Genomic DNA, 12,762 nt, shown 5'->3' on the forward strand with positions numbered 1-12,762 from the left:
AAGATGTCCAAAAAAGATAAACCGGATAATGTAGTGTTTTCTGATCAGTATGGTTATAATGCAAGCCTTTTGCCGTATGCTACAAGTGTGGGCGCACCGGTAATAAAAGCAGATGATGTAACCGGCTGGAAAAACATGGGCATCAATAAGGTAAACAGAGAATTTGAAAGCAAATTCAATGAACTAAAAATGCAATACCAGGATTTAATCGAAGAATTCCAGTGGAATGAACGGGTATACAATGCCAGATTTTCTTTTGAACCTATTGTGGGTGAAATATATCATTTATACAAAGATGCAGATGGTTTTGATTTTCTCTCGCTAATAGGACCCAAAGAATGGAATAAGGAACATGTAGGTACTTTGAGACTTAACAGTGATAAAAAATGGATCCTTATCGATTTGAAAAGTGCTGTTTTTTAATAAAATTTCAAACTAATGAAAAACAAAATAAATTTTAAAACCAGTGATCTGGGAAAAATGGACAAACAAACTGCCGTGCATTTAATCAATAGTTTAGGCGGTTTTAAAAGTGTAGCATTAGTAGGAACTTCTGATGGTCAGGGAAACACTAATTTATCCATTTTTAGTTCTTTTTTTCATATTGGTGCCAATCCGCCATTAATAGGGATGATTTTTCGCCCAAGTCCGCCCGAGCGTGATACTATGAGAAATATTTTAGATACACGATTTTATACCATTAATCATATCAACGAAAAGATTTATAAACAAGCACATCAGACATCAGCGAGATACAACAAAGAAATTTCAGAATTTGATGCTGCAGGACTCAGTGCAGAATATAAAAATAACTTTCCAGCTCCTTTTGTACTCGAAAGCAACATACAGTTAGGTATTGAATTTAAAGAAAAAACAGATATTTCAATCAATAATACCACTATGATTATCGGCGAAATAGTCCAGGTTTTTATTCCCGAAGATTGCTTGTCTGAAGATGGTTTTGTCAATTTAGAAAAAGCTAATACGGTTACTTGTTCGGGTCTGGACAGCTATCATAAAACAGTACAGCTGGACCGTTTAAGTTATGCAAAAGCCAATAAGGAAATTACATCAATACTTAAAAGTTGAGTAAAAAAAAGATAAATATTATGTGGTTCAAACGTGATCTGCGTTTTACAGATCACGAACCTCTTTTTATGGCGCAGCAGGAAAACATTCCGCTTCTTTTGGTTTATTTTTTTGAGCCTTCAATAATGGCCTTTGATGATTCTGATGTACGTCATTGGCGGTTTGTTTATGAATCCTTACAGGAAATGAAGTCTAAATTAAAGTCAATTGACACGCAGATTTATTATTTTCATCAAGAAGTCCAGACTGTTTTTGAACACCTATGCAGTCTTTATGATGTTCAAACCGTGTTTTCGCATCAGGAAATAGGCAACAAAGTAACTTTTGACAGGGATATTGCCATGCAGTCTTTTTTTGATGCTCATAACATTCTTTGGAAACAATCGCAACTGCACGGTGTAATCAGAAAGCTGCGATCAAGAGAGGACTGGGATAAGCGCTGGGAAAAAACGATGCGTGCAGCACCTAAAATGATTGAACTCAATACTTTTAATTTTGAAAATTTAACTCCTGATTTTTATCAAAAGCTACAAGGAAAATTACTTTGTAATGAAATAACAGAGAGAAATGAAAACTTTCAACAGGGAGGAGAATATTGGGCCTGGCGGTATTTGGAAAGTTTTGCAAAAGAGAGACATGTCAATTACAGTAAACATATTTCTAAACCCGGTTTAAGCCGAAAGGGCTGCAGCCGTTTATCTCCCTATTTAACCTACGGAAACGTTAGTATGCGAATGGTGTATCAATATACCAATCAGTTTTATGAAGCATCGTCCAACAAAAGAGCCATGCTTAATTTTGTTTCCAGGCTGCACTGGCATTGTCATTTTATGCAAAAATTTGAAAATGACTGTCAAATTGAATTTAAAAACATAAACAAAGATTACGATTCTTTGGTAAAACCCAAAAACGAAATCTATATAAAAGCGTGGCAGGAGGGTAAAACCGGAGTTCCTATTGTTGATGCCTGCATGCGATGTTTAGTTGAAACAGGTTATATCAATTTTAGAATGCGGGCGATGGTAGTTTCCTTTTTTACATTTAATTTGTGGCAGGACTGGCGGGAACTGCATTTTCTGGCCAGACAGTTTTTAGATTACGAACCCGGAATTCATTATCCGCAGATTCAGATGCAGGCGGGTACAACAACCGGCAATATTATTAGAATTTATAATCCCATAAAAAACTCTCAGCAGCACGATTCAGAAGGCCTTTTTATAAAAAAATGGCTGCCTGAACTAAAGGAAATCCCATTACAATTAATTCATGAACCATGGAAATTAAATGGTATTGAGCAGCAATTTTACAAATGCGAGATAGGTACAGATTATCCAGATCCTATAGTTGACATAGAGGAAACTCGAAAATACGCGAGTGATATTGTTTGGGGTTTTAGAAATAAACAACAAAATGCGAGGAGTTAAGAAACAAAACCTGCCCACTAAAATCTGCGTTGTCTGCCAAAGACCATTTGCATGGAGAAAAAAATGGAAAAAGGTTTGGGACAAAGTGAAATATTGCAGTGATAAATGCAGAAATAAATAACACTAGTTAGTAATAGACTATTGTTTGAGATTAGATTGCACGTAATTAATATTGTTAAAAAACATTTGATTTAATATCATTGGAATTTTGAAATAATTTAATAAATTATTGTAAAAAATAAAGTATAAAACAATACTACATTCGTAAAAAAAACTAAATCTACTGCTATTATGTACGACAACTTGCTTATTTTGAAAGGCATAGTAGAAACTGCACCATTTCCAATAGGAGTTTATGTCAGCGATGAATTAAAAATTCAAATAGCTAATCCTGCTATGATCACAACCTGGGGTAAAGGGGAAGATGTTATAGGTAAAAGTTACAAAGAAATTCTGCTAGAACTGGAAAACCAGCAAATATTTGAACAGATACTTAATGTGCTAAAAACAGGCTTTGCATTCTATGCAAAAAATGTAAGGGTAGATTTGGTAATAAGTCAGGTATTACAAACGCATTATTTTAATTATAGTTTTACACCGCTATACGATTCCAATGGAAAAATCTATGGCGTAATGAATACAGCTACAGATGTTACAGATCTTAATCTTGCACAGCAGCAGATACTGAACTCAGATGAAAGATTAAGGATGGCACTGGATTCCTCAGGTATGGGAACATATGAAATAGATCTTAAAACAAAAAAAATCAAGACATCGCGAAATTTCAATGAAATCTGGTCTGTTGAAGGAGAAATAGCCAACGAGCAGCTTATTTCAAAATTGCATCCTGATGATCAGTTAATGCGGGAAAAAGCACACAAAGAAGCTCAGATTACTGGAAAAATGTGTTATGAGGCAAGAATTTTAAATAAGGACAATTCTGTTCGATGGGTTAAAATCAATGGTAAAATTATCAAGGACGAAAAGGGTAATCCTACCACTATTATCGGAATTGTACAGGACATCAGCGAACAAAAACAGTTCTCGGATGAACTTAAAAAACAGGTTGCCGAGAATACCGAGGAGCTGCGCAAATCAAATGATGATTTGCTGCATTTTGCCAATGTAGTAAGCCATGATCTGAAAGAGCCGGTTAGGAAAATTAAATTTTTCAATGGTCTTTTAAGAAATGATATTGAAACTAATTTTTCGGAAAACTCAAAAAAATATCTTGAAAAAGTTCAACATTCTGCTGAGCGCATGCAGACAATTATAGAAGGTATTTTGTCTTACTCGACCATTAATAAAACAACTCAGCCAGTTGACAATATAAATCTCGATGCAATAATTGAAAATATAAAAATAGATCTTGAACTGATTATAAAAGAGAAAGACGCCATACTAATTGCAAGTGAGCTTCCGTATATCGAAGGAGCTCCTATACTGATCCAGCAGCTTTTTTATAACCTTATTCACAATGCATTAAAGTTTTCAAAAGCAGATCAGCCGCCCAGGGTTATAATAACATCTATTATTATAAATAGTGATGGTAAAGATTTATTGCAAATAAGCATCAAAGACAATGGTATTGGATTGGATTCAAGTCATTACGAAAGGATTTTTAATGCTTTTGAAAGACTGCATTCCAAAGATCAGTACGAAGGAAATGGTCTTGGTCTTGCACTTTGCAGAAAAATCGTAAAAAGACATAATGGAGATATCAGAGCTATTGGAGAAAAAGACAATGGAGCTGAATTTATTGTTACGCTGCCTTTAAAACAGTTTAGAACTACTATTTAGAATAAAATTGATTCTATTCTTTTTTATCTGACTTATTTAAAAGTTTTAGAAGAAACTGAAAACTATTTAAAATTCAAGCAAGGTCAGTATTAAGTTCAATAGATTCGTTACAATTTGAATAGTCAAGAAAACGGCAACCATAAAAATTAATGTTTATAAATAGCAACATTTAATTAATGATTTTTTTAATACTAATTTAAGATTAATTTTAATACCATGATAAATACTTACAATAAACTTAATATAACTATTTGATTTACAAATATTTTTACTCATGCAAAAATATAGTAAACATTATTAAACTATTTTTTCTAAACCTAGAATCAACTCGATAAAAATCTGGAAATAAGCCTTATGTATTCCACTCTTCAAAAATTCATAAAAAGCAAAACTGACATAGACGACCAATCACTTCTTAAAATTTCTTTGTACTTTAGTTTAGTAAAAACAAAGCGAAAGGAAATCCTGCTGAATTATGACCAAGTATGCCATCATTATTATTTTATAAACAAAGGCTGTGTTCGTTTGTTTACTGCGTCTAAAGATGGCTATGAAAGTTCGAGATATTTTGCTTTCGAGGGTAATTTTGTTACTGCTTTACCAAGTTTTATTGACCAAAAACCAGCAGAAGAGTACTTACAAACCATAGAAAAGTCTGAATTACTTTGTATTTCAAGAATCGATTTTTATAAATTAGTTGACGAGGTACCTCAATTTGCAAAATTATACACTGAAATTTTAGAGCTTGGGTTTATTGTAGCTCAAAAAAGAATTTATGGCTTTCAAGGTTTTGATGCTTTAGATAAAGTTAAATGGGTTATTAAACACCAACCACAATTGTTGCTACGCATATCAAATAAAATGATGGCTTCCTATTTAGGAATATCTCCTTCTACCCTAAGCAGGATAAAATCGAAATTGTAAAAACGTTGACATAGGGCAACATTTTTCAATTCTACAGCAATTAACTTTGCAGAAAAAAAATCATGAGAATTATATTTTTATTTCTGCTAATTGCAAATGCAAGTAGCGGTCAAAATAATACAGAAATCCAAAAAGCCGAATTATCAATTAATAATTATGTTACTTCTGTTGATAATTTAACTTTAGATGCAGCATTAGATATCAATAAGCGTGTTACAAAAACCGCAGCATTACTAAACCAAAAGGTCTCCATAGCACTATTAGACGCTTCAGGAACAATTATTTTAATTACCCGTGCAGATGGTGTCGGCCCGCACAATGCCGAAGCAGCGAGAAGAAAGGCTTATACGGCGCTATCTACAAAAACAGCAACGCTTACTCTACTAAGGAATGCAGAAAAAAATCCAGACACAAAAAATTTAAATACACTGCCAGAATTGTTACTCTTAAGCGGCGGGATACCAATTTGGTATAAGGGAAATATAATCGGAAGTATCGGAGTTGCTGGCGGAGGTAACCCAGAAAATGATGACTTGATAGCTAAATCTGCAGCAATTGCAGAATTAGGAATTACTACAACAAAATAATTTTAACCTTAAAAATAAAAACATGAAAAAATTAATAATAACATCCCTCTTTCTACTCTTCTCAACAGTAATTTTTGCTCAAAAAAATAACTATCAACTTTCAAGCCATATCCTGGATGTATCAAAAGGAGAACCAGTAAGAGGAGTTACAATTAAATTAGAACAATACAATGAAGAAACAAAAAAATGGTCTTTCACTGATGAAAAAAAAACAGATTCAAACGGAAGAATAACAGATTTTTTAAACTCGCAACAATCTAATTTAGGAATTTATAAACTGACTTACTTTACAGCTGATTATTTTAAAAAGAGTGGTATCGACAGTTTCTATCCCTTTATAGAAGTCGTATTTCAGATTAAGGATCAAAACCATTACCATGTTCCAATCACGCTTTCTGCTTACGGATATTCGACTTATAGAGGAAATTAATTTGGTTTAAAATGAATAGCTTAAAATAATAGTTCTATACTATTTTTTTAAGCTAAGACCAATACCATAAAACTGCCTTATTTATAATTCAATTAATTAAAAACAAATATAGTTTTTAGTTAATTGAAGTCATATCTCTCTATTGGTAGCATGTAAAATTAAAATTATGTTGAATACTAAAATTAAGCGAGGCTATCGCAAAACCCGATACATTAGTGACTAAAGCGGAAATAAAGCTAAAGTTACAATTGCGGATGTAAATCAATCGAATGGCGTTATACATGTAGTGGATACAGTGCTACTTCCAAAAATGTAATTTCCTAAAAAAATTAATTGATAAAAAAACCTGAAATTTCAGTTTTTTTTATTGCGAAATTTTGATTTGTTTTCTCTAAAGATCGAATGTTGGCTTAGATCTAAAAAAATAAAACACTACACCAGTACGTTTAATTTATTTGGAATAATTTCGGTAAATAAATAATTACTATTAAATGTAATTGTGACTAATTTTACGAAATGGCTTTTTTTAAATAATTATTTTCATTATTTAATTACTCATAAAAGTTAAATAGATAGTTTCGTGGAAATAAGTTTTACATTAAATTATCTTGTTTTACTTATTAAATTAAAACTTTTTTAGGCATGATTAAAAAATGGATACATTTATACTTGCAGCTAAAATTTGACATTTTCTCAATCTCCGATAAAAAATGTAGTAGATCTATTTAATAATAATATATTTCGTAAGCTTTCTATATGCAAAAATCGTCTGAATAATTGTAGATATCACTTATTAGGTAGCAAATTTTTTCAAGACAAAAAAACCACCTTCACAATAACTCGAAGGTGGTTCAATATTTAGAATTGTTTTGTTAAACAATAAATAAATTTGCAATATCAACAACTTGTTGGGTCGTAAGTGGTTCATCATAAGCCTCTGAACCTGCGGAAGCTCCAAATGCAGTTGAAGTATTAAATCCTGCCTGAGTAGTAACTCCTTCACCATCATAAACGGCTTGTGTTGCAGGTGGCATTCCTGCGCCTCTTTCGCTATTTGAGATCCATCCTTTTAATCCGCGTAATCGTCGTACTTCAGATGCGTGGCGTGCTTCTACAGAGTGAATTTGTAATGCGGCAGTCAATAAATCAGGTGCGCTAATTAAATTTGCTGCCTGACCTTTATAGGCTCTTACGCCTGTATCTTCAAAAGCCTGAGCCAATGCTAAAAAGGTTGGATAGTCACCAAACGGATCAAATGCTCCGCCAACTGTAAAGTCAAAAGTAGGTTTTGCAACAAAATTAGCACTTGCTGGTCCGCCGAGTCCTGCAATTAAAAATTTAACATGATTGGATTCGTGTGCTGCTATTTGTTGGAAAACTTTTAAATCTCTCCCTGAATTTTCTGATGCCGGAATTACGCCTGAATCTAATGCCATGGCATAAAATTCATTTTCCAGATATTCTAATGTTAATGCAAATTGCAAAGCTCCAATTGGAGTTGCCGGTGTTGCAGTAATATCTTTTGCGAGTGCCTTATTTGCCATAGCCGATAATCCGAATGGTATTGATGCGTATGCCAATGTTTTTCCTATGTTTCCAAACTGATTAAAACTGTCTCTTCTTGATCCAGTGCTTCTCATTAAGCTATCATCAGTAAATGTTTCTATAAATTTTAAAATATTCATAATTTCTAAGTTTTAGCTAGTTAAGATTTAAGGTAAGTATTTGGCAGTAAATTTTGTGGTAATAAAGCCTCCTGCAATTGGTAATATTTTAGAAGGATCTTTAGCAGCATCTAATCCTGTTGTTGTACTAATGATATCGTCGCCAGCAAAGTCCTTAGAATTAGGATTAATTAAACTTCTAATAGCTGATGCGTGCCTTGCTTCTACTGAAACAATTTTTCCTGCTAATAGTAAATAATCGGCACTTTTAATTAATTTTCCTGCTCCATTATAAGCTGCAACTCCAGTATCCTCTAGTGCTTTTGCAGTGGCAAGAACTTCGGTACGGCTATTAAAATTTAGTGAACCATAATTAAAAGCCAAAGTTGGAAGTAATTGAGTAGTAGGATTTGGAAGTGCTCCGGTTAAAGCAGCTTTAAAAAAATCTCTGTGAATTACTTCATGATGATATAAGTCAGTTAATACCTGACGTTCAATATCGTTAAAAGCGCTATTAAAACTTGTGGAATTTACAACTTTAGTATAAAAGTCCGCTTCCAGTTGTTCCAGAGCATAAGCATAGGTTAATACTCCAAAATCTCCTGAACCTAAATCAAAGACGCCATTTCTAACTCCTGGCAGCGATGTGTCTTCCGGCTCATTATCATCGTCATTGTTGCTACAACCAGCTATTACCAGACCCGCGCTTGCTAATGCCAAGCCACTGAGCTTAAGAAAGCTCCTTCTGTTATTCAATGAGCGGTCAACTTCATGAATTTTAACTTCATTTTTCATAATTTTAGTTTTTAAAAAAAGTTTATTAATAGTAATAATTGTAATTCCGCAAATACATATAAACGAAATCTTTGATATTGCAGTTTTTATTTTTAGCTTTTTTTTAAGATTTGTAGATTACAAGAATAAATGTACGTATTTACCTTGTAATTAAAACAAATTATGAAGTATTATTTTTCAATTTAACATCCTGTCATTCAATTAATTAATTACACAGCGTTTTTTATTGAAATCTTAAATTTTTATCAAAGATGAAGGTGAGGTAATTTATATAAGTTAATTTAAATAGAAAATTTAATGTTTGTGGAACACAATAAAGGTAGGTAATTTCTTAATACAAATAAATAGTAGATCTCTTTTTTTCAATTTCAAAGACGAATTTCTAAATAATAAAGCCTGAATTTAATTTTGAAAAAATGTCATTTAAAAACAATTTAATTTACTTTTTCAGCAAAATGAAGTGAAAAATTGGAAAATCAGCATATCGAATTTTATGGCAAAATTGGACAGTAATAGTACCCCTGCTCTAAACTCCTTAAGATTTGGGAATAATTTTTGCCATGCCGGCCTATTGAAAGTTTTAGTAGAATATTGAAAATAATTTGTAGATAAATATTATAATGCCTAAAAATAATAAGTATAAAAAAAGCTACCCTTGTGAGACCGCTTTGAATGTTTTCATAACGGAATAATCCTTATTGTGAATTGCTTCAAAATTGTATTGCAATAATACAGCAAATTCCTATTTCTTAATTATCGTTTTCTTTAAATCAATTAATTATATTTTACTTAATTTTAGAAAAAAAATTTTAGAGAAGAAAAAAATATTAGGATTAGGCTTAGGAACAACTTCTATTCGTTGGGCATATATACACGAAGCAGAAAATAATGATGAGACGTAATCAATAATAAATTCAGGTGTTCGTATTATGCCTCTTACTACTGATGAAGAATCCGACTTTTTTAGTTGGGAATTATAAGTAAAAATACAATTTTGAAAGCAATTCACAACACAACCCTAGAGCCATTGGAGAGAAAGACAATGGAGCTGAGTTTATTGTTACCCTGCCTGTAAAACAGTTTAAAACTACTATTTAGAACTAAAATATTTTCTAAAAACTAAAATTGATCCTATTTTTATATGGATTCTTTTAAAGCTTAAAAAGAAACTGAAACTGTTTAAAATTTAAACAAGGTCAATATTTATATTTTACAATATAATATAAATAATTTTCCAGCTCTATAAGTTTTGGCTTGAAATCATTGTGTAGTTTTTAATTTTATTTATTGTTCGAAACAAATCATAAATGAATACTTTATAACTTTTATCAATTTGAATTTATATGTGCTACAGATATTATTAACTGCAACACATATAAAAATAGGCTATTAAAAATCAAAAAATTAGACTTTAATTGTTTTTCCGCCGTCTATTACAAAGTCCGATCCGGTAATAAAACTAGCTGAATCACCTGACAAATAAACTACCATTTTAGCTATGTCATTTGAATCCCCCAATTTTGATATTGGATTCTCAGCAATTTGTGATGTTCTTATTGCCGAAAGAGTATTTTCGTCCAAACCAATTTTTGAAAGTAATTCAGTTTGAAATGTACCAGGACTTATATTCTCCCATTCATATTAATGATTCCAACATTCTGTAAATGCTCATGTCCTGTATAGCCTCTATCTAGTATTATTAAACCTTGAAGAGTATTTCCCGCTCCATCTTGTACTTTAATAATATTCCCCCATGCGTCAAAAACACGCTACAAGCAATTGGGTATTGGGCTTAGTTTGAAATTGGTTTTGTATTTGGAAGATTTGGCAAATCCGAATAATGGGATCAATTTAGTTCGAAAACCACTTCAGTACCGGGACGTTACGTGCAAAATCAGGCTCGAAAAGAACTAAACGGGATTCGAATCAATTTTCCTTGAAAACATTCCTAGTGTTCGTTCTTTTTAAAATTAAACAAAATTTTAGAATCACAAAAAAGCCTGAGAAATCTAGATTTCTCAGGCTTTTACTTTAAAGTAGTAGCCCTAACGTAGGACAATTCTCGAACCGTTTTGTGAATGATTTAAAAATATTGAAAGGGGAAAATGATTAATTGATAATTTTCAGATTTCCAAAAAATGATAAGTGAATATACTTATAATACAGTTAGATAAAGAGGAACAGAAAGTTCAAGAATTCTTAGAATGTTGCTCTTATGGATATTCCGCTGCAAAGGTCGCCACGATTCCGCTACAAAGTACACCACCCATTCCGCTTCAAAGTACGCCACGATTCCGCTGCAAAGGTCGCCACTTATTCCGACGCAAAGTACGCCACTTTACTTCTGATTTAAGAGTTGTAAAGGACTGACATTCCGACACAAAGCACACCACCTTTCTCAAGTCCATTATCTCACTAAGTAGAGATTTAACCGCCATTTAGCATAAGTTTGGTTTGTAATCAAAAAACCACTTGCAGTATGGCAAATAAACCACTTAGTATGATTAAGATAAGACAGATTCTTTTGTTTTTAGAGCGTGGAGTTTCACAACGGACTATTGAAAAAGAAGTCAGAATTTCTAGAAAAACAATCGCACTTTATTTGCTGAAATTTACGCAAACAGGAGTTGATTTTAAGGAATTACTAAAGCGTTCAGATCAAGAACTTGAGAACATACTAGGGCTCTTAAAGCCCGCTGTAGTAGAAGATACTGATCCGCGCAAAGTTCATTTTAATAATCTGATCGGTTACTTCAGCAAGGAACTTAATCGAACTGGTGTAACACGATTATTACTTTGGGAAGAATATATTAAAGAATATCCTGAAGGTTTTCAATATTCTAGATTTTGTGAACTCTTACAAGATCAGGAGAAGATAAACAATGCTGTGATGCATTTTGTTCATACTCCTGCAAAGCTGCTTGAAGTTGATTTTGCTGGAGACATGCTTCACTATGTTGATACTTCAACTGGAGAACTAATCGCGTGCCCTGTATATATTGCTATTCTTCCCTTTAGCGGTTATGGTTATGTGGAGGCTTTACCTGATGCAAAACTACCTCAAGTGGTAAAAGCTTTGAATCATACCATTGAATACTTTGGAGGGGTTCCCTTGACTGTTAAATCAGATAACATGAGGCAATGGGTATCTAAAAGTTGTAAATACGAACCTGTATTTACTGATATGCTCGAACAATGGGCAAACCACAATAATATTGCTCTGCTTGCAGCTCGTCCCTATAAACCAAAAGATAAGGCTTCTGTTGAGAACAATGTAAAGATTACGTATAGACGTATTTATGCCAGTCTACGTAACGATACTTTTCATAGTCTCGCAGAACTCAATAAGGCTATTAGAGAAAAGCTGGATTATCATCATCAATTGAACTTTCAAAAGAAAGTATACAGTAGGCTCGAGTTGTTTAAAAGTCAAGAGAAAACACTACTACAACCTCTTCCAGAATCCCCATACAGTATCAGACATTACACCAAAGCAAAAGTTCAGAAACATTACCATGTATTGGTGGGTGAAGACTGGCACTTTTACTCTGTTCCCTACCGCTATATTGGGAAGGAAGTACGTATTGCCTATGATCAGGATGTAGTGGAGATCTATTGCGATGCACAAAGGATTGCTGTGCATACTAGGAATTACACCAGCCATGGTTATACCAGTATCACGGAGCATATGCCTGAAAGACATCGGATCATTAAGAATCAACGTGGATGGAGTCCAGAATATTATCTCAAAAAAGCAGAAGAAAACGGCCCTAATACTTTTGAATTTTTCAAAAAAGTAATGAACAGTAAACTGATCATTGATCAATCATATACTGCTTGTCTTGGATTATTGAGACTAATGAGCTCCTATGGCAACATTCGGATGGAGGCTGCATGTAAACGGGGATTAAGAGGGCGTAAGTTTACCTACGGTGTTATCAAAAACATCCTGGTGAATAATATGGATTTACTCGAAGAGGAGTCTCCCATCGAGTTCCGCATCCCCGAACACAGTAATATCAGAGGCCCTGAAGCCTATAATTAATCAA

At 33.0% G+C, this 12,762-nt stretch carries 12 protein-coding genes and 1 pseudogene; 10 read left to right on the forward strand and 3 right to left on the reverse strand.

Features of this window, described 5'->3' with window-relative positions:
- Positions 1 to 3: 3 nt before the first annotated feature.
- From QLQ94_RS19010 to QLQ94_RS19050, 9 genes and pseudogenes are all read left to right on the forward strand, one after another.
- Entirely contained in the window at positions 4 to 423 is a 420-nt protein-coding gene (locus tag QLQ94_RS19010) for a DUF2452 domain-containing protein (RefSeq protein ID WP_482498167.1), read from the forward strand.
- A 15-nt stretch (positions 424 to 438) separates the two neighbouring features.
- Entirely contained in the window at positions 439 to 1,089 is a 651-nt protein-coding gene (locus QLQ94_RS19015; RefSeq protein WP_271335890.1) for a flavin reductase family protein, read from the forward strand.
- Positions 1,090 to 1,109: 20 nt separating this feature from the next.
- The gene (locus QLQ94_RS19020; protein ID WP_482498169.1) at positions 1,110 to 2,513 is read left to right on the forward strand and encodes a cryptochrome/deoxyribodipyrimidine photo-lyase family protein; all 1,404 of its coding nucleotides are present in this window, start codon (positions 1,110 to 1,112) and stop codon (positions 2,511 to 2,513) included.
- On the forward strand, positions 2,500 to 2,634 hold the full coding sequence (locus QLQ94_RS19025) for a DUF2256 domain-containing protein (RefSeq protein ID WP_271335888.1): 135 nt from the start codon (positions 2,500 to 2,502) through the stop codon (positions 2,632 to 2,634). Before QLQ94_RS19020 ends, QLQ94_RS19025 begins: the two co-directional genes overlap by 14 nt.
- Positions 2,635 to 2,804: 170 nt before the next feature.
- A complete protein-coding gene (locus tag QLQ94_RS19030) occupies positions 2,805 to 4,313 on the forward strand; it encodes a PAS domain-containing sensor histidine kinase (RefSeq protein WP_271335887.1) in 1,509 nt (502 codons plus the stop codon).
- 354 nt (positions 4,314 to 4,667) lie between these two features.
- Entirely contained in the window at positions 4,668 to 5,237 is a 570-nt protein-coding gene (locus QLQ94_RS19035; protein ID WP_271335886.1) for a Crp/Fnr family transcriptional regulator, read from the forward strand.
- Positions 5,238 to 5,299: 62 nt separating this feature from the next.
- Positions 5,300 to 5,824: a GlcG/HbpS family heme-binding protein gene (locus QLQ94_RS19040; RefSeq protein ID WP_271335885.1), complete on the forward strand. Its 525-nt coding sequence runs from the start codon at positions 5,300 to 5,302 to the stop codon at positions 5,822 to 5,824.
- Positions 5,825 to 5,846: 22 nt separating this feature from the next.
- Positions 5,847 to 6,254: a hydroxyisourate hydrolase gene (gene uraH / locus QLQ94_RS19045; protein WP_271335884.1), complete on the forward strand. Its 408-nt coding sequence runs from the start codon at positions 5,847 to 5,849 to the stop codon at positions 6,252 to 6,254.
- Between the two features lie 223 nt (positions 6,255 to 6,477).
- Positions 6,478 to 6,570: pseudogene (locus QLQ94_RS19050) on the forward strand (fasciclin domain-containing protein); the annotation flags it as partial.
- A 556-nt stretch (positions 6,571 to 7,126) separates the two neighbouring features.
- Here QLQ94_RS19050 and QLQ94_RS19055 read toward each other — a convergent pair.
- The 3 genes from QLQ94_RS19055 to QLQ94_RS19065 all read right to left on the reverse strand — a co-directional run bounded on the left by QLQ94_RS19055 (position 7,127) and on the right by QLQ94_RS19065 (position 10,294).
- Positions 7,127 to 7,939: a ferritin-like domain-containing protein gene (locus QLQ94_RS19055; RefSeq protein WP_271335883.1), complete on the reverse strand. Its 813-nt coding sequence runs from the start codon at positions 7,937 to 7,939 to the stop codon at positions 7,127 to 7,129.
- Positions 7,940 to 7,966: 27 nt separating this feature from the next.
- Positions 7,967 to 8,713: a ferritin-like domain-containing protein gene (locus QLQ94_RS19060; RefSeq protein WP_271335882.1), complete on the reverse strand. Its 747-nt coding sequence runs from the start codon at positions 8,711 to 8,713 to the stop codon at positions 7,967 to 7,969.
- A 1,404-nt stretch (positions 8,714 to 10,117) separates the two neighbouring features.
- The gene (locus QLQ94_RS19065; protein WP_271338637.1) at positions 10,118 to 10,294 is read right to left on the reverse strand and encodes an SDR family oxidoreductase; all 177 of its coding nucleotides are present in this window, start codon (positions 10,292 to 10,294) and stop codon (positions 10,118 to 10,120) included.
- Positions 10,295 to 11,192: 898 nt separating this feature from the next.
- On the opposite strand from QLQ94_RS19065, the gene istA reads away from it, so the two are divergent.
- A complete protein-coding gene (gene istA / locus QLQ94_RS19070) occupies positions 11,193 to 12,758 on the forward strand; it encodes an IS21 family transposase (protein ID WP_271338769.1) in 1,566 nt (521 codons plus the stop codon).
- Positions 12,759 to 12,762: the final 4 nt, after the last annotated feature.

The sequence above is a fragment of the Flavobacterium sp. B114r genome, from assembly GCF_056824125.1.